Here is a 21,044-nt window from a genome sequence, read left to right as displayed (position 1 = left end):
TATTGGTATATGTTTCATTAAAATTAATACAAACGTTGATAAACATAAGGTTTGACAAACTCGCCAGTCTGCCTCACAAGCTCTGGATTGATAGTATAGCTAGTAGATGCCATCATCGAACCTCCAAACGCACTTTGATCAGCGAACATAGGGTGTTGATGGTCTTTACTTAACGATTGCGACAGACTGCGTTGACTGTCATGAATAAACTGCGAGGTCACTGCCTGCTGCTCATCATTAAATAGATACTGTAATAAAGCCACTTGCCCACCAACAGCTTGCGCCAATTGTGGAATAATTTGCTCTACCAATACTGTTTGTAGCTGTGTCAAACTCTTTACCGAGTATAAAAAGGCATGACCAAGCTGCGCCTCTTGCCCCAAGGTTTGCATGATACGCTGATTCAGCCCTGTTAACAGTTTGGCCAAATCTACCTCTTGTGATGACTTATGCTTATTTGAGCTTTGATGCGCGTCTGTATGATCTAAAACGCGAATAATTGGCAGCAATTTGGGCTGCGGAGGACAGTCGATAAAGCGAAAGCGTCGACGCAGTGCCATATCAAGCGGCGCTAATGAGTGATCTTGCGTATTCATTGTTGCATAGATATCGACATTGGCAGGCACGCTAAAGGCTCGCCCAGAATAAGCCAAATTCACTTGCATGGCATTTGGTTGCCCGCTACGTTTATCAGGCTCAATCAGACTAAGTAGCTCACCAAATACTCGGGAGACATTGGCACGGTTAATCTCATCAATGAGCATGGCATAACGATGTTCCGGATCATTGGCAGCGCGCTTACAAAGCTTTAAAAAAGCCCCATCTTGGATATCATAGCGCATCTGATTGCTAATCCCTTGCTCACCTGCTTGGCGGTTGATTTGAGTACCCTGCCCCCTTGATTCATCACCGCCCATCACCGGGCGAATGCCTTCGACAAACTCTTCATAGCCATAGGCTTGATGAAAGCTGACCATACTATAGTACTGCTTTTGTACAGGCTGATTGTCTTGTTGCGCCTGTCGGAACTCGTCAAGCTGCTGCGACAACTGAGTCAATAACATCATACTCTCTGGCAGTAGATGCCACGCTCCGCTTTCGTCTTTATCAAAGTAAGCTTGGCTTGCGCGGTTCTTATAGGTCACTGTTTTTGAGCTGGCCGAACTGTGCATTTGCAGCACTGACCATGCTGTATTGCTCAGGTTTTTCTCACGTGCATTTTGCGCCGCCTTAGCGATAAAAAACTCGTGATTGACGATTTCAGGCACTTTTACCAGCTCTTTTTTTTGAACCTTAAAGTCTAAAAATATCAGGCACACCACATCGCGCCAGCTAAGCTCAAAAAGCAACTGTAACAACAGCTCATTGCCATCCGTGATGGGCAAATAATGGGTATACTGTTTGGCAGTTTGTAACAATCGATAAGTCTTACCTGTGCCTGCGACACCCGTATAAATAATATTGGTAGGCTCGCTAATGGGTCTGTCATTCATAACTTCACTCAATATTAAAAACGATTGATAAAAACAATAGACATAAGGTTTGCAACTTTTCGATAGTTACGTTACTACTATTTTGTGTGCAGGGTCATTTATGGTACTAATATTAATCAGATGCAAGTAGTAATCAGATGTATTGCTTTATTCGTTATCTAAAAATGCCCAACCAGATTAATTTGAGGAACGTTGTATGTCAGGATTATTAAATAAGCTACCCAGTAAATTATCGACGAAGATACCAGCTAAGTTACCTGAAAAAATATCTGATGCGCTAACCCCTCAAGCAAATACCCCGTCGAACCCTAGCTCGCTTAAGCCAGTAAACAATCAATTTACCAAGCTGCTATCCATTACCAAATATCTACCTACTGCTGCACGCTCAACTATTTTATCCAAAGCCTTTGGTAAAGTCGTGCCTTATGTGGGGACCACGGGTGTCTATTACGAAACCGTAGAACCCAATCAAGTGGTAGTCAGCTTAAACAATAATAAACCTGTACAAAACCATATTGGCTCTATTCATGCGGTCGCTGTTACACTACTTGCTGAGACCGCCACAGGCTTTATCTTAGGGTTAAACCTACCTTCTGATCGTGTGCTGTTGATAAAATCTTATTCTGTCAATTTTTACCGTCCGCTCAAAAAAGGGCAAGTAGCAGCGGTCGCTACCTTAAGTGATGAACAGCGCTCAGACATTTTAGATACCCCCAAAGGCGAGATGGTTATTCCATGCATCATCAACGATCGTGAGTCTGACAGCGTGCGTGATCCCATTACCGTTGAGATGACATGGGCATGGATACCTAAGGCTGAATTAGAAGCCCGTCGTCAAGGCAAACCTTTTGATAAAGCAACTGACACTGACAACGACAACAAGACTGAAACTGAAACTGAAACTGAAACTGAAAACCTATCTTCCACCGATAATAAATAACCAGTAGACGATAACGTAAATAATCAACAACAAGGAGTCAATAATGTCTAAACTTACCAATCAATTTATCAGTCGCCTATCTAAGGCATTTTTTGTGGGTGCTTGCTCACTGGGACTGGCTATTAGTGCAAATGCTGCTCCGGCAGCAACTACCAACGCAACTACTATGACCAAATCTAAGCCTGTCTTTTTAGGTGATGGCGGTGACTATCCGTTTTCTAGTGCTGTTCGAGTTGGTGACACTTTATATATGTCAGGACAAATTGGGTTTAAAGACGGCAAACTGGTAGAAGGCGGTATTAAAGCCGAAGCCGCGCAAACGTTAGACAATATCAACGACGTATTGCTGCAATATGGCTACCAAAAGTCTGACATCATCAAATGTATGGCGATGCTGACTGATATGAACGACTTTAATGCGTTTAATGAAGTCTATAAAGCCAAACTCGCCAAACCCTACCCTGTACGCTCAGCATTTGGTGTCAAAGACTTGGCCGCAGGTGCTAGCGTTGAAGTTGAATGTATGGCAGCAAAATAATAGCTCCAATTATACAATGATAGCGTCCTCAGTTAGGGCGCTTTCTTTGGTGACGCGTAGTACTTCTTCTAATGTCGTCTGTCCCGCTATCACTTTATGCAAACCATCGGCACGAATCGATGGGGTCTTTTGACGAGCATAAGACTCAAGCTCATACTCCGCAGTATTACTATGAATCATACGTCTTAACGTATCATCAATTGGTACGACTTCATATATTGCTGTACGCCCTTTAAAGCCAGACTGATTGCACTTATCACAGCCAACGGGATTTGGTAGCTTAAGCGCTGTCGTCACCGAGGCTCTAGAAACAGTTTCAATACCAATCTCAGAGAACAGCTTTGCTTGCTCACTATCTGCCGTTTGCCACGTATGACAATGGGTACAAAGGGTCCGCACCAGACGCTGCGCGACCACGCCAATAAGCGAAGACGATAATAAGAACGGCTCTACCCCCATATCTTGCAGGCGAGTCACCGCACCGATAGCGGTATTGGTATGCAGTGTTGATAACACCAAATGCCCTGTCAATGACGCTTGTACTGCAATCTCAGCAGTTTCGATATCTCGAATCTCACCAACCATGACCACATCTGGATCTTGTCGTAACATCGCCCGCAAACTTGTGGCAAAAGTCATATCTACTTTATTATTCACTTGGGTCTGACCAATACCATCAAGCTGAAATTCGATGGGATCTTCAGCCGTTAAGATATTGCGGGTCTGATCGTTTAAATCAGTCAATGCAGCATATAGGGTCGTCGTTTTGCCTGAACCCGTAGGACCTGTCACCAAAATAATGCCATGCGGACGATGGATTAAGCGTTTAAGCTCAGTATAGTCATTGTCTGCAAGCCCAAGATAAGTCATATTGAGGCGGCCTGCTTGCTTATCTAACAAGCGCATGACCACGCGTTCCCCAAAGCTTGAGGGCAACGTTGATACCCGCACATCGACCTCACGCCCTGCTAGCCGTAGACTGATACGCCCATCTTGTGGCACGCGTTTTTCTGCGATGTCAAGTTTGGCCATGACTTTGATCCGTGAGACCAAAAGCGGTGCCAACTGACGTTTGGGCGTAATGATTTCTTTGAGCTCACCATCCACCCGAAAACGGACAACCAGACGCTTCTCAAAAGTCTCGATATGGATATCTGAGGCATTAAGACGTATCGCTTCTGATAATAGCGCATTGATGAGACGTATAATAGGCGCATCATCCTGCTGATCCATCAAGTCTTCGGTCTCAGGCACACTATCTGCTAAGCTGTCCAAATCTGGATGGTCTTCAAGACCAGCGGCGATATGCTGGGATTCACCCGTATTGCCTGCATAAGCTGCATTCAGGCGTTTTTCAAATTCGTCCATGCTGATGCTGTCATAAACAGGCACACCGCGTACGCCTTGCTGCTGCAAAAATCGCACAGCTTCATTGATGGCAGAAAGCGGTGTGGCTTTGGTCAATACCAACGTCGGTGGCAGCTCAGCATCTATCGCTAAAATCACTAAAAGCTGGTGGCGTTTTGCAAAACTGTACGGCAGTTGCATCATAAAAACGACCTGATAAAAATAAAGTGGGTGATAAACAAATTCATAAGTGCTTAGCCTCTTTAGTAAAGGCGTTAGGGTTTTTAATAAGTAGGCAGTATCTAATATAAGTGCCTTATACTTACATGATTAAACTCAGTAAAGTTATCGGTAAGCGCTTATGAGTTTGTTATAATAACATTTTGTTTTATATCATTAGCAAGGCTTTTACGACCTTTTACGATTCGATAAGCGTATATCAGTATTGACTCCTAGTACTATTTTTGATTTCTAGTACTGGCTTTGACTGCTCGTATTAGTGCTGCTTATGCCTTTCATCTTTTATAGTCCGCCCGTTATTAGGATTTCAGATATGTCTCAAGCCTCCATTCAAACTACCACTGAGAACTCCCCTATTGTTCAAGATACTTTTACTGTTGGTAGTCGCACCTTTTCATCACGTCTATTGGTCGGCACTGGTAAATATAAAGATATGGCTGAGACCGGAACCGCTATTGCAGCCTCAGCGGCCGAGATCGTCACTGTCGCTATTCGTCGTACCAACATTGGTCAAAACAGTAACGAGCCGAACTTGTTAGATGTCATCTCGCCTGACAAATATACTATTTTACCCAATACTGCTGGTTGCTTTGATGCTGAGACGGCAGTTCGAACTTGTAAGCTTGCGCGTGAACTGCTGGGAGGTCATAACTTAGTTAAGCTTGAAGTATTGGGTGACGAAAACAGTTTGTACCCCAATATTATGGAAACTTTAAAGGCGGCAAAAGTACTGATTGATGATGGCTTTGAGGTGATGGTATACACATCAGACGACCCCATTGTCGCGCAAGAGCTAGAAAGTATGGGCTGTGTGGCGATTATGCCTTTGGGTAGCCTTATTGGTTCTGGTCTTGGACTCCTCAACCGTCATACGCTCAGCCTTATCATCGAAAACGCTAAGGTGCCAGTATTGGTTGACGCTGGCGTTGGTACTGCCTCTGATGCAGCTATTGCCATGGAGCTTGGTTGTGATGGTGTACTTATGAACTCAGCGATTGCCAATGCTCAACGACCAGTGATGATGGCCCATGCAATGAAACACGCTATTTGGGCAGGTCGTGAAGCGTTTTTGGCAGGGCGGATGCCTATGCGTAAGATGGCACAAGCCAGCTCGCCGCAAACTGGTTACTTTTTTCAATAAAATAGTTTTAATACCCAGTCGTTTATATACTTAATTTAACCGCTGTTCATATCGATGTGCCGACAGGCTACTTATAATACGCAGCTCACTGACCTTACTCATTGACCCTAAAGGACACCCCATGCGCTTACTGACGGCAGTTGATCAGTTATTTTTACTTCTTGAGTCGCGTAAACAGCCTATGCATGTGGGCGGCTTGTTTTTGTTTGAACTACCGGTCGACGCTCAAAACGCAGAGGGTGATTTTGTTTATCAGCTGGTAAGACAAATGCAAACCTCTGACGTACCACCAAGCTTTCCGTTCAATCAGGTACTCGAACGGTTGTTGTTTTGGAAGCAAGATGAAGATTTTGATGTTGAGCATCATTTTCGTCATGTTGCCTTGCCAAGACCTGCTCGCGTCCGAGAGCTACTGATGTACGTCTCAAAAGAGCATGGGCGCTTACTTGATCGGGCGATGCCACTATGGGAATGTCATGTCGTTGAGGGCATTCAACCAGAGACTGACGATAGTCCTGAACGCTTTGCCCTATACTTTAAGATTCATCACTCATTGGTCGATGGTATCGCTGCCATGCGCCTCATCCAAAAGTCGCTTTCACAGTCACCGTATGAGCCTATGACGCTGCCAGTGTGGTCACTCATGGCACGCCATCGTAATCAAGTAGATGCTCTGATACCTACTGGACGCTCTGTGACTCGTATTATAAAAGAGCAGCTATCTACCATTAAGCCGGTATTTACCGAACTACTGGATAACTTTAAACATCATGGCAAAGACGATTATGTTGGCACCTTTGATGCTCCCATGAGTATATTAAACCAGCGCATCTCTGCCTCACGGCGAATTGCAGCGCAATCTTATGATATGCAGCGCTTTGATGACATCGCTGACAAACTCGATGTCAGTATGAATGATGTGATACTTGCTGTTTGCTCTGGTGCCATACGGCGTTACTTGCTCAAACTTGATGCGTTACCGAATAAACCCTTGATTGCTTTTGTACCGATGTCATTACGCAGCGACAATAGTACCACTGGCAATCAAATCTCATTTGTTTTGGCAAACTTAGGCACGCATTTAGATGACCCTCTTCGTCGACTACAGCTGATCAATGGCAGTATGAATAGTGGAAAACGTCGGTTCCGGCGTATGAATCAAGCACAGGTAATCAACTATAGTGCCATCGCTTATGCGTGGGAAGGCATTAACCTATTAACGGGGATATTCCCCAAAAAACAAGCTTTTAACCTTATTATCTCTAATGTACCTGGGGCTAAAAAGCCACTGTACTGGAACGGCGCACCGCTCAAAGCACTGTATCCAGCTTCTATTATATTAGATGGTCAAGCAATGAACATCACGCTTGCCAGCTATTTAGATAAAGTAGAGTTTTGTATTACCGCTTGTAGCAAGCTGTTGCCGCATGTACAAGACATGCTGGGCTTGATTGAAGAAGAGCTTGCTGTACTAGAAAACGTGAGTAAAGAAAAAGAATTGGGACTACGTGAATAACGTTGAGGGCTGTGAATAACGTTAAAGGTCTCATCTTATAAAATTACCATAAAAAAAGCTGACCCTATCATAGAGTCAGCTTTTTAAATTTTTTAAACACAACTTTTTAAGTACAGTCTTATTGGTGCAACGCCCTTATACAGCGTCACGCCATGTTGGCACCACTATTTGCATCAATGGTTTTAGTAGCTTGACGTTACAAGCAAAAATAGAGCCTGACTTCATGGAATTATGTGCGCCTGTATGATCAACCACGACTCCGCGTGCCTCTGATACGATCAGCTCACCTGCTGCGATATCCCATGGCTTAATAGACATCTCAAAATAACCATCAAAACGCCCTGCTGCCACATAGCATAAATCAAGTGCTGCCGAGCCCAAACGACGCATTTGACCACCTGCCTCAGACACTTTTTGTAAGCTTTCAAAGTGCTCTTTAGCAAAAGAGATGACTTCACCATTACGATGACGTTCAAGTGGATGACCAGTCGTAAACAACCCACCATCGATGGTCTTACGCTCGCTTACGTTGATACGGCGCTGGTTTAGACGTGCGCCCTTGCCTCGGCTGGCAGAGAACATCTCATCACGAATAGGGTCATATACCACACCGTGCTGAGTAACGCCTTTGTGCTGCACAGCGATCGATACACAAAACTGCGGTACTCCGTGGACGAAGTTTTTGGTCCCATCAAGTGGATCAATAATCCAGCACCAATCTGCATCTTCACCGCGGCCTTCTTGCATACCAAACTCTTCACCCAAAAACGAATGGTTTGGATAATTGCTTTTGAGGGTCTCGATAGTGAGCTCTTCACTAAAGCGATCAATGCGTGTCACTAAACCGTCGATACCTTTTGACTCAGTATCAAACTCAATTTTGTGGCGATTTTGATGCGCGTGTAGAATCTCTGCACCAACTTTTTCGGCAGTACGCGCTGCGATGACGACCATGGGTTCCATAAATAACCTATCTACTTGTTGAATAAATAAAATGAATGAAGACTACAGATATTACTATTGCTTACATAGTTGGCACACCAATTGTCTGCCAATCTATGCCTTTCTTATACGATCTCAAACAGCCTGATCGCAACATACTAAAAACAAAAAACGATAAATAACAGGCTTACCATGGCTAATGGCCACCATCAAAAATCATGCAAGCTGTAAAAAAATTAGCACCTACGGCAAGCAGGTGTTACGCCAAACTATCATGCTTTGAGCGAAGTCAATAAACGCTGTAACTGTGTGACCACGCCATGAGTGTCTAAACCACAATCCGCCAATTGTTCTGCTTGTGAACCATGGGCAATAAAACGATCAGAAATACCGATATTAGCAATAGCTGGACGGCTAACAGCAAATGCAGCAGACGCATTGAGCAAATACTCGTTGACAGCGCTACCTGCACCGCCCATGATCATATGCTCTTCTAAGGTTGCAATATGCGTCACACCTTGCTCAATCAACGTTTCAAGCAAATTGGTATCCAATGGCTTTACCCAGCGCATGTTGACGACTTGCACCTGACAATCACTGGTTGCACCATCAGATGTCAATATCTTGGCCGCTTGCTTGGCCGTCGCTACCATCGTACCAAAGGCCAATAGCGCAAGCTTGTTAGTAGCATGGGCATTTCCCAATACGGTCTCTACCACGGCTTGTCCTATCTTATAGTTCTGTGCTGGACGACTTATCATCGCGCCAGTGCCGATGCCTCGTGGGTAACGAACCGCTGTGCTTCCTTCATACTCATAGCAAGTATTAAGCAGGTGATAGCACTCGTTTTCATCTTTTGGCGCTGCAATAAGCATGTTGGGTACGCAGCGCAGAAAAGCCAGATCAAATACGCCAGCATGGGTTGCGCCATCCTCTCCAACAAGACCGGCTCGATCAATCGCGAATGTCACATCAAGATTTTGCAATGCAATATCGTGAATAAGCTGATCATAACCACGCTGCAAAAAGGTGGAGTATATCGCGACAATGGGCTTGACGCCTTGCGTTGCCATACCGCCCGCAAGTGTCACCGCATGCTGCTCAGCAATGGCCACATCAAAAAACCGCTCTGGGAACTGGCGGGCAAAGTCAATCATCCCAGAGCCCTCTTCCATCGCTGGAGTGATCGCTAATAGCCTATTATCTTGTGCCGCTTTATCGCATAAAAACTGCCCAAACACTTGCGAATACTTTAGTTTAGAAGGCTTATCTTTAGTAGCTTCACTCTCGATAGTCGCTTTATCTTTGGCAAAGTCACAAGCGACAATGTCTTCAGCAGGTAATTTGCTAATGGCATGATAACCGACGGGATCGGCTTCCGCAGGCGCAAAACCTTTGCCTTTGGTCGTATAAATATGTACTAGTACTGGTCCTTTTACCTGTTTGGCAAGTGACAATACTCGTAGCAGCTCAGGAATATTGTGACCATCAAAGGGCCCAAAATAGGTAAAACCAATGGCTTTAAACAAATTGTCTTCTAACTGCGGTACATCACGATGTTCACTATGACGTTTGCGTCGATCAAATGCCTGCATGTTTGGACGATGGCGCAGCACCGGTGCCCCTGTATCTGAGATATCAACTTGATAACCTGACTCCCAAAGCATCGCTAAGTGTCGCGAAAACCCACCAATAGAACACGATATCGACATGTCATTGTCATTTAAAATGACCAATAAATCCGCATCTTGCTGTACAGCATCATTCATAGCCTCAAAAGCCATACCACCAGTCATTGCGCCATCACCAATGACACAAGCAACCGTCTGCGGGCGCCCTTGATAGCGTAGCGCCAAGCTCATACCCAAGCCTGCTGAGATAGACGTTGATGAATGTCCTACGCCAAAAGTATCGTAAACGGATTCCACACGCTCAGGGAATGCTGTCAAACCATTTTTGGCGCGTATACTACTGAGCTTATCGCGACGACCAGTGAGGACCTTATGCGCATACGCTTGATGACCCACATCCCAAACAATCTGATCTTGAGGTGTATCAAGCAAATAATGCAGAGCGATAGTCAGTTCAACCACACCCAGATTCGCCCCAAAATGCCCACCACTTTGACCCGCTGAATACAATAAAAACAAGCGCAGCTCATCGACCAACACGATTAATTGCTCAGTGTTGAGTGCTTTGATGTCTACAGGCGCATCAATTGTATCAAGTAGCGGCGTATAAGGACGCGTGCGCGGTATCTGCTTAAAAGTCTGTTGCAAGCCTGATAGGTGTGCAGCAGAATCGGTAGCCAATGGCCTAGATAGCGACGTATGAGGTGACGCAGATGCTGACTGAGACTGTAAAAAATAAGGTGACTGCTGCATAAATCGTACGATACCTACCAAGCTGCTGACAAAGCGCCATCTTACTATATCGTCATACACCGTTATCATATTGATACGGTGTTATGAAACCATCTACAATAGCTAGGTAGTATATACTGCTATTACTTATAGATTGCGATATGCTTAGCGCATCGTCACTGTTTATTAGTATTTACATGAAACTATTTACATGTTTTGTTTAAATGTACCATTATCATAGACATAAAATAAAAGTAACCATGACAATAGTAAATCAATAACCATATATTGCATACTATGCACAAATGACGATACAGTAATATAAGGGCAAAGACTTGTCACTGTATCCGTTAAAATAGTATGGCATAATAGCATTTTTTTTAAACTGTCGCTTTACTCATCGTGCATCGTCTGTGAACTTTGTGTGTTTTTCTCACAATCACGTTGAAAAGTTATCATTATGAACATTATACAATGATAACCAGCTAGTGACAGTTATTATGAACAGGGGTTTTGCAAACATATAGCTTGCTTATCCCGCTCTTCGACACATAGCCGTTACGATACGACTATGGCCTTTATAATTTCTACTGCCACGATGATCGGCCTATGCAGGACATCAATGTCATATCAATTTATTACCAGTGCAAAACTACCCACTCGTCACGGCGAGTTTGACCTTCATGTATTTGAAAATGAAGACGGTCAAGAACACGTGATGCTTAGTGTTGGCCTACCAGTGGTAGACCCTCTGCCAGAAAAAAACACTATGCAAACACGCCCTATAAAACCTCATACCAAGCCAGTAGAGAGCTCTGTACCTTTAGTGCGCATCCATTCTGAATGCTTGACAGGCGATGCTTTTGGCTCGTTAAAATGCGATTGCGGACCACAGCTTAATACGGCTATGGAGGCAATACAAGCGACTGGCTACGGTGCTATTTTATATCTGCGTCAAGAAGGTCGCGGTATTGGATTGACCAATAAAATTCGTGCCTATGCTTTGCAAGATCAAGGCCATGATACCCTAGATGCCAATCTTATGTTAGGGCTGCCTGCTGACGCGCGCATCTATGATATGTGTGGCCCTATGCTTGCTCATGTAGGCGTTGATGAAGTTCGTCTTATTACCAACAACCCGGATAAAGTGTCTTATTTAACGGACAATGGTATCAATGTCGTTGAGCGGGTACCATTGGTGGTCGGGGTCAATGACAGCAACGCTGATTATTTGGCCACCAAACGTGACCGTATGGGTCATCTGCTTGATAAAGAGTTTTATACCAAAGCTCATCTTAATAAATAAACTTATCATCAAAAATCTTTACCAACGGCTATAGTGATAGAAATTTTTATGAGCATTCCCAATCTAAACAGTACTCCCAAACACAATACTGATGCTAACGGCAACCAAACCACGCCGACACCTGATGACATCACACGTGTACGTGAGTTTTTGGTTGACCTACAAGCGCGTATTTGTCAAACACTAGAAGCGCAAGAGCGTGACGGCGGCGGCGATGCAACCTTTGTTCCTGACGACTGGGAGCGTCCAGAAGGTGGGGGCGGACGCTCGTGTGTTTTAGCAGATGGCAAGGTCATCGAAAAAGCAGGTGTCATGTTTAGCCATATCCATGTTCATAACTTGCCCGCTTCAGCAACTGCTCGTCACCCTAACATTGCCGGTCGCAAGGCACAAGCAATGGGTGTATCTCTAGTCGTACATCCCAAGAATCCAAACGTCCCTACCAGCCACGCTAACGTGCGTTTATTTGTCGCAGAGGCTGCAGGCGAAGATCCTATTTGGTGGTTTGGTGGCGGTTTTGATTTGACGCCGTTCTATCCTGTATTGGCTGACTGTGTTCATTGGCATCAAGTCTGTCATAATCTGTGCACGCCCTTTGGTGACAGCGTCTATCCTGATTTTAAACAGTGGTGTGATGAATACTTTCATTTGCGTCATCGAGATGAGCAGCGCGGTATTGGTGGTCTATTCTATGATGATGTCAATACTGAGAGTCGTGGCTGGGATTTTGAGACCTGCTTTGACTTTATGAAAGCGGTAGGTAATGGTTACCTTGAAGGTATCGTGCCTATTTTTGAGCAGCGTAAAGACATCCCTTATACTGATGAGCAGCGCGAATTTCAGCTGTATCGTCGCGGTCGTTATGTCGAGTACAACCTTGTCTATGATCGCGGCACTTTGTTTGGGCTACAAAGTAATGGCCGTATCGAGTCTATCTTGGTAAGCATGCCGCCCCTTGCCAGTTGGCATTATCGCTTTGAGCCAGAGCCTGACTCACCTGAGTTTGAGCTAACCGATTTTTATCTAAAACCGCGCGATTGGTTGACTTTATAATCCTTGTTGGCATAATGGAGCTTACAATGGTCAATCAGTATTTTTAGTATAATCTATACCGTATAGTGGTCATTGTATTGCGCTTATACCTAACGATATTTTATAAACTGTCTATTCTTTATGGACAGCATCGTATCCAATTACGAATGAAGGTCAGCTTTTATAGCTGACCTTTATTTTTATAGTGCTATTAATTATAAAGTTACATGCGCTTACAAAAGTGTACGCAAGAGACCTACATCTATCATAGCATCCACCGTTACATTAAAGACAATGCATATAGAATAGACACTTATGAGTAACCATTGTTTATAGGCGTCTATTTTATATTTTACATAACCATCTCATTTAAGGATTGGCATTGGTTAGATGCTTCCTATTAGCCACGTATAAAGGAGTTATATACATGACACAAGTTCACGCTAACAAATCGATAAAATCAATCTTCGGCGTTACGCTTATGGCAGCGGCACTTGGCCTCACCGCTTGTAGCAGCCCTACTCATCCTGATGTTAAAGCGCGTCAAGATATTATGAAAAATTATGGCGATTCAATGAAGGTCATGGGCGGCATGGTCAAAGAACCAGATACCTTTGATGCTGAAGTATTTCAAGAGCAAGCCGCGTTTTTGGCGGAAGAGTCTAAGACCCCTTGGAATCATTTTGTAGATGCTGAAGCTGTTGGTAATGCAAAAGAAGAAGTTTGGAGCAACAACGAGGATTTTATTGCTCGTTCAGAAGATTTCCAACAAGCCAGTGCTGAGCTTAATATGGCGGCATCAACGGCAACCAGCGCCAGCGATATCGAAGCTGCTTTTGGTGCGGTTGGTAAAAGCTGTAAGTCATGCCACGATGACTATCAAGTAGAAACAGATAACTAAAACAGTCTAAATCAAAGATTATGGTTAATCATGCGTTGTTGGTGACCATAATCTATAAGGTATAAAGGGTCAGCAGTGCGACTAGCTTCTAGGTTTCGTCAGCGGCAAACAGTACGTTGCGTACCACAGAGCGAGAATCTGCCGACCCACCAAGCGAGCCTGACAGCACTCCCACCGCTGCCAAAAAGGCAGCCAGTCGCATATGAGCGGCAAAGGTAGCACCGTCTTTATCAGAAGTCCATGTGCTCATCAGTGCATCCGGAAACACAAACACCACCACGCCGTACATCAACACGCCAAACATAAAAAACATACAAATTAAGGTCAGTACCAGTGCCAAATAGGTGGCTGCCGCTGTAACCACTGAACTCTCCGACGTCTGCCCTCGCCGTGTTGCAATCAGCCGAAAAGAAAAAGCTCGATATAGCACAAAGCTGGCTGCCAAAAAACTTGTAATCACAAAGACTGTGAGCTGTCCGTAGGAAACTGAAGCAGCAAAATCCCATGTCTCCCCGCCAAATATAAGGACGATAATCACTGAAAGCGCTGTTGCGATCATGGTTGGTAGCTTGGTGGTAATGCGTAACGGATTCGCTCTAATAGCGCCGCGAAATATTCGAGGAAGGTTGCCTAAGATGTGACGTATGATAAAGGTAAGCTTACCGCCCCTAGAGTAACGATCATTGGCTTCTTGTGGCAAATTTTTGACCATCTGCTGCTGCTGAATCACTGTGAAATGTCGCATGGCGTCAAGATCGTCTGACATCTCCACTCGCGCCAAATAGTTGGTTGGCTCCTTTGTATAGCTTAGGTTGAGCAGTCGCCCAAAGCAGTGCAGCATTATCGTGGTAAGTCGCTCGGTACGAAGCCCTTTTTGTAAAAGCTTGTCCTCTCCATGATCGACCAAGCGGCGCGTGGAGATTACAGCCACGTTCGTAAGCTGCGATGGCAGCGCAAGAAGGTAGGACATCGACGCGGCGGCAATCTCCACATCTGTAACGATAAGCAAAAAGGCCAGTTTGCGTTCAGTCTTTTCGTTGATACCGATCTGTACAAAGTCGAGGGCTTGGTAGCCTTGCTTGCTAGGAGTAAGGCTATGCCCTGTAAAGGAAAACGACGACACCTCAATATCCAACGTCTTTTGGACAACTTGATTAAACGCAACCATAGCTGCTTCAGTTAAGGTATCTAAAGCACTGTGGTCTTGTTTTTGAGCCACGCTAAGTTTCATGACTCCAAGGGCGATGGTTCTTTTAGTCATAGGCGAAGACTACTCAACGTAGACAAACATTGTGGCCAAAGCAGAGGCCTTATTGTAATCAAGCTATTTTTCAGCTTTATCGGTATTAACAGCTTGATGTTCATTTAATCTATTGACGATGGCTTTTACTGAAGGATCGCTTAGATCTATCGTCCTTATTGGGAAGGGGATATTGATATCTGCTGCATCCAGCGCTGTCTTAATCTCAACGATGACTTGATGAATCGAGGCGACTTTGTTTGCTTGAGTACCATCTTCGATAAACCAGCGTACTGTCAGATCTATAGACGAGCCACCAAAGCCAGTTGCGATAACACTTGGTTTAGCTTTCGTCGATACGCTATCGGCCTTATCTAACGCACGTAAAATCTCCGCTTTTGCCGTCTCAATATCGTCTTCATAGCCGATACCGACTGCCACTTGCAGACGGCGCTGCTTATACGCCGTATTGACAGTCAATGCTGACGTATACAGATCTGAGTTTGGAATGACCACTTGCCGACCATCATAAGTCCTGATAGTCGTCGCACGGATTTTGATGTCTTCAACAGTCCCTTCATAATCGCCTGAGACAATCTGATCGCCGATACGAAAGGGTTCTGAGAGCAGCAGCAAAATACCAGAGAGCAGGTTTTGAAAAATATCTTTAAACGCAAAGCCAATGGCGACCGAACCGATACCAAGTGCACCAATCAGCTTGGCAGGCGTAAAACCTGGCACTGCAATGACCATGGCTATCATAAAGCCAATAAAAATAATCAGTGCCCCGCCTACCCGCTGAAACACTTTGACCAGATTTTGATGTCGACTCCGACTACCTAATAGTTTGTGAACGATTTTTTTAAATACTATTGATAAAAACCAAAAAATTAGGATAACGATAATTGATGCAACAAAATATGGAATACGCTCGACAAAACCAACCAATATCTCATTTGCTGAATCTATGATGCTATGATACGTCAGCTCATCGGGCGTGGTAGCTGGATCAACAGCAATGGTGTCTGCCTCAGGGCTAGGCATATAGGGGAAGCTCCTTAAGTTATTTACCTTTTTTATTAAGTCATTGTCTTTCAGTCATTGTCTTTTGGACGCTGCAATTTAACGCATCAAGTCAGCTTGTACAATCTCAATCCAGTAACCATCGACATCTTTGATAAAGGCGATATTTTTCATACTGCCATCTTCAGGACGTTTTTTAAATTCCACATCGTTTGTATCAAACCAAGCTATCGCTTCATCTAAATTGGGTACGCTAAAGCAAATATGACCAAAGCCTTGCGGCTCGCTATTGCCATCATGGTAGCTAAAGTCGGTCTTGTTTTCAGTACCATAGTTGTGGGTCAGCTCTAAAATACCGCGTTGACGGAACGCAAAGATTTCCAAGTCACTACCTGCTGGCAAGTTTTCGCGCTCGCTTTCTGTCAGCTTGGCCAAAAAGTATAAATCAAATTCCATATCAGGGAACTTTTTTACCGCGAGCAAAGTCATACCCAGTACGCCAGTATAAAACGCTAAGGACTTAGCAGGGTCTTTTACCCGTAGCATGGTGTGGTTAAATGTAAAACCTGTGGTTTGAGCGGAGATGGATTGGACACCATTTGCGTTTACGCTACTTGTAGGCTGGGTTATCGTTGAATTGTGGTTATCAGTTGTCGAGTTAGAGGCTAAATTAGACATAATCATCCTAATAAGTGACAAAAAGTGATTGGGAAGCTAGCAAACCACTGTAACTATAGTAGCGATCTGCTAAGCCACTTCATCGTAATAAAAATTCATAAAACTATTGATAAAGTTTTGTAAGAGCGTGTCTTTAATATGCTGAGCTTATGATACTGACTAGTTCTCTAAAAACCGTACTTTTCCTGTCTCTAAGTCATACTCTGCACCAACGATAAGCAGCTGACCACTATTGGTTAGATCTTCTAGCGCACGCGAACCATGTTTTAGTTGACTGACTGACATACGCACATTAGCACTGATAGAACGCTCAAGTAATTCGTCCGCATCTACGTCTTGACCATTGGCCGTCGCAAGCTCATGCAAGTTATAAACGCTTGGGCGAATACGATCGACGATAGATTGTAAGTTGGGCGTATAGTTCTGCTCAGGGTTGATAAGCGCTTCAACACAAGCCGTCACCGCACCGCAGTGTGAATGTCCGAGCACCACCACCAGCTTGGTACCGAACTTTTCGGCTGCAAACTCAATTGAACCGATTTGTGATGGTGCCACCACATTACCTGCTACCCGAATGACAAATAAATCACCCAAACCTTGATCAAAGACAATCTCAACGGGCACGCGTGCATCTGAGCAGCCCAAAATTATCGCTAGTGGATCTTGATCATTGACAAGCTCAGGGCGTCTTTGCATACAGGGGTCGGTATTAGTCAGGCTATCGACGTAACGTGCGTTGCCTTCTTTTAAAAGCTCGAGTGCTTCTTGACCTGTTTTTGGGCGTGTATCATTCGGCATAAAGTGTCCTTAATTATTGATAATTATTAGAGCATTAAATGGCTTTAGATTTATTTTCTAGCGATTACTTAGCTCGTGGTCTATTAGTAATTCTTAAGCCTTTTGGCTCATTATATTGGTCAGCCATGAAGTAATTGTATAGGAATAGAGGCTAAAAAATGATAAAAAAATTGTGTTAAAGTCATTTTTTCAATTAAAAACTAGAAGTAGTCTCTAGAGCGTATTAGATTTTCGCGTACGTTTCGGCTTTACACAAATGATGAACCTCTCAAATTATACATAGAAATACTAGGAAGATGCTTTAAAAAATAGCAACACTTTTGCCGTCACAGCCTACGCAACAAATAACGAACTTGGCTTAATTTATATTAAGGGTTTGTTATAATGTATAGTAACCAGACCACGCTTATGCTTTGCCAAACCACGTTGTTTACAGTGTCTTATCTTAAAAGATGTACTGACATGCTGGACACTTAGGAACGAATATTATGACCGACTCATCTACGAATACGCCCTACAACCTTGCATCATCTGACACTGTACTGTTACAACTGACTGGTCTAAAAAAAACTTACGATCAAACAGAAGTATTAAAAGACATCAACCTTGATATCAAGCATGGTGAATTTTTAACCTTGCTTGGCCCATCAGGTTGTGGCAAGACGACACTACTGCGCCTAATCGCTGGGTTTGAACAGCCAAATGCTGGGGCAATATATTTGGATGGCGTACAGATGGCAGGTCTGCCCGCCGATAAGCGTCCGGTTAATACTGTGTTTCAGCAGTATGCGTTGTTTCCACATATGAGTGTCGCACAAAATGTCGCTTATGGTCTTAAACTCAAAAAAGTCCCCAAAGCTGAGATTCAAACGCGGGTGCGCGAGATGCTGGCGATGGTACAGCTCGAGCACTTAGCCAATCGCAAACCACAAGATCTATCAGGCGGTCAGCAGCAGCGCGTCGCCATTGCACGTGCGGTGATTAATCGCCCTAAGTTGCTACTGCTTGATGAGCCACTATCAGCGCTTGATCACAAGCTGCGTCTGCAGATGCAATCTGAGCTAAAAAGGTTGCAACGAGAATTAGGTATTACTTTCGTTTTCGTCACTCACGACCAAGAAGAAGCGCTATCTATGTCAGACCGTATCGCGGTGATGAAAGACGGTACATTCCAGCAAATTGGCACGCCGATTGAGATTTATGAAACCCCTGCCAATTTATTTACCGCCAAATTCATTGGTGAAACCAACCTATTTAAAGCCGAAGTGAAAGGTCTCTATCCTGATCAGCCAGATCGTGATGGACGAGTGACCAATGGGCGCATTGAGGTTGAGGTCTGTGAAGCACAGGCGCAAGACGGGCCAACGACGTTACGTAATTTGCGCCGCCCTGATTTTGCTAACGGTGTACAAGTGGGTGATATCGTTAATTTACTACTCCGCCCTGAGGATTTGCGAATTTATGATCCCAATGATAAAGAACATGGTGGCTTACTCGGTCATGTTATTGAGAGTAACTATAAAGGCAGCACCTTAGATTCGATTATTGAGTTAGCAAACGGTCATATTATTAAAGCCTCTGAGTTCTTTGATGAGGATGATCCTAGCTTTGATTATAAATTGAATGAAGCAGTCAAAGTCTCATGGGTGGATGGTTGGGAATGGGTATTGCCAGAAGACCATCTGACGGAGCGGAATGCACCTGAACAAAATGAAGCTGGGCAAAACGTATTGGCGCAAAATAAAATTGTGCAAAAGGACGGCAGCTGATGGCAGGTAATAGCCGTTTCAATTTGGGCAGCAAAACCCCTTTCCGCACCGCAACGCTTTGGTTGATCTGGGGTTGGCTACTGATATTTGCGTTATTGCCAAATATATTGGTGATCGCTGTCAGCTTTCTGACTCGCGATAGCAGTGCTTTTATTAGCTTGCCTGTTAGTATCGACAGCTATATACGCATGATTGACCCATTGTATTTTGAGGTCTTCGTCCATTCGTTATGGATGGCAGGCATTACCACGGTCATCTGTTTATTGCTTGGTTACCCTTTTGCGTGGCTGATATCCAAAGCGAAAGTGCGTTGGCAGCCGCTGCTGATGATGCTATTAATACTGCCGTTTTGGACCAACTCTTTAGTGCGGACTTATGCACTAAAATTGCTGTTCGCCAATAATGGTTTGATTAATAAAACCCTACTAGCGATAGGCGCTATCGATGCCCCTATTGATATTTTATACACCCAAGGCGCGGTAATAGCAGGTTTAACTTATTTGTTATTCCCGTTTATGGTATTACCGCTCTATGCAGTATTTACTGATTTGCGTAATGACATGCTGCTCGCTTCGCAAGATTTGGGCGCTTCAAAAACGCAGACCTTTTGGCACGTGGTACTACCATTGACTACACCTGGGATTATCTCAGGGGTGCTATTAGTGTTATTGCCAGCAATGGGTATGTTCTATGTGGCAGATATTTTGGGTGGCTCGCGCAATTTATTGGTTGGTAACATTATTAAAAACCAATTTTTGGATGCGCGCGATTGGCCATTCGGTGCAGCAGCCAGCGTATTATTGACCCTTGCAATGGCCGTACTATTACTCGCCTATCGTGCCAGTAGCCGCCGCATTGGCAAGACCGACTTTAATGAGGTGGCCTAATGTCTGATAATTCATTAAGCAACTCATCAAGTCGCTCATCCGTTAAGAATAAAAGTTCTATGAGGATTGGCAACATAGCCGCTAAGGGCTATCTTGGCCTGATTTATACTCTGTTGTATTTGCCCATTATCGTCTTGGTGGTAATGTCATTTAATAAGTCAAAAATTGGCTACAACTGGGGCGGCTTTAGCCTCAAATGGTACGAGTCGCTGTTTAATAACCAAGCGATGCTTGATGCATTTTGGCATTCTATTGTATTAGGTTTGGTCGCTGCGACCGTCTCAACGTTGATAGGAACGTTGACTGCCCTCGCACTACATCGTTACAACTTTCGCGGCAAAGGTCTGTTAAATGGGCTGTTATTTGTACTGATGATGTCACCTGAGATTGTCTTGGCTATCTCATTGCTCGCATTATTCTTATTAATTGGTCTGCAATTAGGTTTCGTATCGCTGTTACTCGCGCACATTACCTTTTGCCTGCCGTTTGTAGTCATCACGGTGTTTGCACGCTTAAGCAGCTTAGATGAGCGCCTGATGGAAGCCGCGCGTGATTTGGGCGCTAACGAATCAACGATGGTGCGTACAGTACTGATTCCCGTCATTCTGCCAGCGGTAATGGCAGGTTGGTTGCTTGCATTTACCCTGTCTTTAGATGACGTGGTGGTATCAACCTTTGTCACCGGCCCAAGCTATGAGATTTTACCGCTACGAATTTATTCGATGGTGCGGGTAGGACTCAAGCCAGAAGTAAACGCCATTGGTACGTTGTTGCTTGCCGCTTCTCTTATCTTAGTCATTATCTCGCAGCTGCTGTTACGTCGGCGCTAGTTATTAACAATCTATTAATAAGAAACTTTTAATAATAGCATTTGAGTGGAATTCACTGCT

18 protein-coding genes are annotated in these 21,044 nt (G+C 44.2%); 10 read left to right on the top strand and 8 right to left on the bottom strand.

All coding sequences use genetic code 11. The features are described 5' to 3' along the window. Positions 1–23: 23 nt before the first annotated feature. A complete protein-coding gene (locus ACS8FC_RS00445; protein ID WP_439295540.1) occupies positions 24–1,493 on the bottom strand; it encodes an McrB family protein in 1,470 nt (489 codons plus the stop codon). A 196-nt stretch (positions 1,494–1,689) separates the two neighbouring features. On the opposite strand from ACS8FC_RS00445, the gene ACS8FC_RS00440 reads away from it, so the two are divergent. Together ACS8FC_RS00440 and ACS8FC_RS00435 are read left to right on the top strand one after the other, a co-directional pair. Further along, entirely contained in the window at positions 1,690–2,433 is a 744-nt protein-coding gene (locus ACS8FC_RS00440; RefSeq protein ID WP_439295539.1) for a DUF4442 domain-containing protein, read from the top strand. 43 nt (positions 2,434–2,476) lie between these two features. Beyond that, positions 2,477–2,971 carry a RidA family protein gene (locus ACS8FC_RS00435; RefSeq protein WP_439295538.1) on the top strand — a complete coding sequence of 165 codons (495 nt, stop codon included), beginning with the start codon at positions 2,477–2,479 and terminating at the stop codon, positions 2,969–2,971. Between the two features lie 9 nt (positions 2,972–2,980). Here the strand turns inward: ACS8FC_RS00435 and gspE are convergent, their stop codons facing one another. After that, positions 2,981–4,522, bottom strand: coding sequence for a type II secretion system ATPase GspE (gspE, locus tag ACS8FC_RS00430; RefSeq protein ID WP_439295537.1), 1,542 nt, complete (start codon positions 4,520–4,522; stop codon positions 2,981–2,983). Positions 4,523–4,871: 349 nt separating this feature from the next. Between gspE and ACS8FC_RS00425 the strand changes: the two genes are divergently transcribed. Next, positions 4,872–5,699 carry a thiazole synthase gene (locus ACS8FC_RS00425; RefSeq protein WP_439262182.1) on the top strand — a complete coding sequence of 276 codons (828 nt, stop codon included), beginning with the start codon at positions 4,872–4,874 and terminating at the stop codon, positions 5,697–5,699. Between the two features lie 121 nt (positions 5,700–5,820). After that, positions 5,821–7,215 (top strand): WS/DGAT/MGAT family O-acyltransferase, encoded by a 1,395-nt coding sequence (locus ACS8FC_RS00420; RefSeq protein WP_439295536.1) that lies wholly within the window; start codon positions 5,821–5,823, stop codon positions 7,213–7,215. Positions 7,216–7,350: 135 nt separating this feature from the next. On the opposite strand, the gene ACS8FC_RS00415 is transcribed toward ACS8FC_RS00420, so the two are convergent. Both ACS8FC_RS00415 and dxs read right to left on the bottom strand, forming a co-directional pair. Next, positions 7,351–8,178, bottom strand: a complete 828-nt coding sequence (locus tag ACS8FC_RS00415) for an inositol monophosphatase family protein (RefSeq protein ID WP_439295535.1) — start codon at positions 8,176–8,178, stop codon at positions 7,351–7,353. 251 nt (positions 8,179–8,429) lie between these two features. Next, positions 8,430–10,541, bottom strand: a complete 2,112-nt coding sequence (dxs, locus tag ACS8FC_RS00410) for a 1-deoxy-D-xylulose-5-phosphate synthase (RefSeq protein ID WP_439295654.1) — start codon at positions 10,539–10,541, stop codon at positions 8,430–8,432. Positions 10,542–11,142: 601 nt separating this feature from the next. On the opposite strand from dxs, the gene ribA reads away from it, so the two are divergent. From ribA to ACS8FC_RS00395, 3 genes are all read left to right on the top strand, one after another. Continuing rightward, a complete protein-coding gene (ribA, locus tag ACS8FC_RS00405; protein ID WP_439262187.1) occupies positions 11,143–11,826 on the top strand; it encodes a GTP cyclohydrolase II in 684 nt (227 codons plus the stop codon). A gap of 48 nt (positions 11,827–11,874) precedes the next feature. After that, complete coding sequence (gene hemF / locus ACS8FC_RS00400; protein WP_439295534.1) at positions 11,875–12,879, top strand: oxygen-dependent coproporphyrinogen oxidase; 1,005 nt, start codon at positions 11,875–11,877, stop codon at positions 12,877–12,879. Positions 12,880–13,285: 406 nt separating this feature from the next. Further along, entirely contained in the window at positions 13,286–13,759 is a 474-nt protein-coding gene (locus ACS8FC_RS00395; RefSeq protein WP_439295533.1) for a c-type cytochrome, read from the top strand. Positions 13,760–13,847: 88 nt separating this feature from the next. Here ACS8FC_RS00395 and ACS8FC_RS00390 read toward each other — a convergent pair whose 3' ends face one another. The 4 genes from ACS8FC_RS00390 to ACS8FC_RS00375 form a co-directional block, all read right to left on the bottom strand. Next, on the bottom strand, positions 13,848–15,020 hold the full coding sequence (locus tag ACS8FC_RS00390) for a hypothetical protein (RefSeq protein WP_439295532.1): 1,173 nt from the start codon (positions 15,018–15,020) through the stop codon (positions 13,848–13,850). A 63-nt stretch (positions 15,021–15,083) separates the two neighbouring features. Then, positions 15,084–16,043: a mechanosensitive ion channel family protein gene (locus tag ACS8FC_RS00385; protein ID WP_439295531.1), complete on the bottom strand. Its 960-nt coding sequence runs from the start codon at positions 16,041–16,043 to the stop codon at positions 15,084–15,086. 78 nt (positions 16,044–16,121) lie between these two features. After that, positions 16,122–16,700, bottom strand: a complete 579-nt coding sequence (gene gloA, locus ACS8FC_RS00380) for a lactoylglutathione lyase (RefSeq protein WP_439295530.1) — start codon at positions 16,698–16,700, stop codon at positions 16,122–16,124. Between the two features lie 159 nt (positions 16,701–16,859). Continuing rightward, a complete protein-coding gene (locus ACS8FC_RS00375; protein WP_439262197.1) occupies positions 16,860–17,498 on the bottom strand; it encodes a carbonic anhydrase in 639 nt (212 codons plus the stop codon). Between the two features lie 488 nt (positions 17,499–17,986). Here ACS8FC_RS00375 and potA point away from each other — a divergent pair, with 488 nt between their 5' ends. Genes potA through potC form a run of 3 tightly spaced genes read left to right on the top strand, consistent with a single transcriptional unit; the run spans position 17,987 to position 20,984 of the window. Next, the gene (gene potA, locus ACS8FC_RS00370; RefSeq protein ID WP_439295529.1) at positions 17,987–19,267 is read left to right on the top strand and encodes a spermidine/putrescine ABC transporter ATP-binding protein PotA; all 1,281 of its coding nucleotides are present in this window, start codon (positions 17,987–17,989) and stop codon (positions 19,265–19,267) included. Further along, a complete protein-coding gene (gene potB / locus ACS8FC_RS00365) occupies positions 19,267–20,154 on the top strand; it encodes a spermidine/putrescine ABC transporter permease PotB (RefSeq protein WP_439295528.1) in 888 nt (295 codons plus the stop codon). The genes potA and potB overlap by 1 nt, the downstream gene beginning before the upstream one ends. After that, the gene (gene potC / locus ACS8FC_RS00360) at positions 20,154–20,984 is read left to right on the top strand and encodes a spermidine/putrescine ABC transporter permease PotC (protein ID WP_439295527.1); all 831 of its coding nucleotides are present in this window, start codon (positions 20,154–20,156) and stop codon (positions 20,982–20,984) included. The genes potB and potC overlap by 1 nt, the downstream gene beginning before the upstream one ends. Positions 20,985–21,044: the final 60 nt, after the last annotated feature.

It is taken from the genome of Psychrobacter sp. 1Y4 (genome assembly GCF_051847555.1).
This window is presented reverse-complemented; position numbering and strand designations above follow the sequence as displayed.

Bases quoted from the DNA above. Each gene is read 5' to 3' on its own strand.
- ACS8FC_RS00445 (WP_439295540.1), bottom strand. From the start codon at position 1,493: ATGAATGACAGACCCATTAGCGAGCCTACCAATATTATTTATACGGGT.
- gloA (WP_439295530.1), bottom strand. From the start codon at position 16,700: ATGTCTAATTTAGCCTCTAACTCGACAACTGATAACCACAATTCAACG.
- ACS8FC_RS00415 (WP_439295535.1), bottom strand. From the start codon at position 8,178: ATGGAACCCATGGTCGTCATCGCAGCGCGTACTGCCGAAAAAGTTGGT.
- ACS8FC_RS00435 (WP_439295538.1), top strand. From the start codon at position 2,477: ATGTCTAAACTTACCAATCAATTTATCAGTCGCCTATCTAAGGCATTT.
- ACS8FC_RS00395 (WP_439295533.1), top strand. From the start codon at position 13,286: ATGACACAAGTTCACGCTAACAAATCGATAAAATCAATCTTCGGCGTT.
- ACS8FC_RS00390 (WP_439295532.1), bottom strand. From the start codon at position 15,020: ATGACTAAAAGAACCATCGCCCTTGGAGTCATGAAACTTAGCGTGGCT.
- ACS8FC_RS00420 (WP_439295536.1), top strand. From the start codon at position 5,821: ATGCGCTTACTGACGGCAGTTGATCAGTTATTTTTACTTCTTGAGTCG.
- ACS8FC_RS00440 (WP_439295539.1), top strand. From the start codon at position 1,690: ATGTCAGGATTATTAAATAAGCTACCCAGTAAATTATCGACGAAGATA.
- ACS8FC_RS00385 (WP_439295531.1), bottom strand. From the start codon at position 16,043: ATGCCTAGCCCTGAGGCAGACACCATTGCTGTTGATCCAGCTACCACG.
- ACS8FC_RS00425 (WP_439262182.1), top strand. From the start codon at position 4,872: ATGTCTCAAGCCTCCATTCAAACTACCACTGAGAACTCCCCTATTGTT.
- hemF (WP_439295534.1), top strand. From the start codon at position 11,875: ATGAGCATTCCCAATCTAAACAGTACTCCCAAACACAATACTGATGCT.
- ribA (WP_439262187.1), top strand. From the start codon at position 11,143: ATGTCATATCAATTTATTACCAGTGCAAAACTACCCACTCGTCACGGC.
- ACS8FC_RS00375 (WP_439262197.1), bottom strand. From the start codon at position 17,498: ATGCCGAATGATACACGCCCAAAAACAGGTCAAGAAGCACTCGAGCTT.
- dxs (WP_439295654.1), bottom strand. From the start codon at position 10,541: ATGCAGCAGTCACCTTATTTTTTACAGTCTCAGTCAGCATCTGCGTCA.
- potA (WP_439295529.1), top strand. From the start codon at position 17,987: ATGACCGACTCATCTACGAATACGCCCTACAACCTTGCATCATCTGAC.
- potB (WP_439295528.1), top strand. From the start codon at position 19,267: ATGGCAGGTAATAGCCGTTTCAATTTGGGCAGCAAAACCCCTTTCCGC.
- gspE (WP_439295537.1), bottom strand. From the start codon at position 4,522: ATGATGCAACTGCCGTACAGTTTTGCAAAACGCCACCAGCTTTTAGTG.
- potC (WP_439295527.1), top strand. From the start codon at position 20,154: ATGTCTGATAATTCATTAAGCAACTCATCAAGTCGCTCATCCGTTAAG.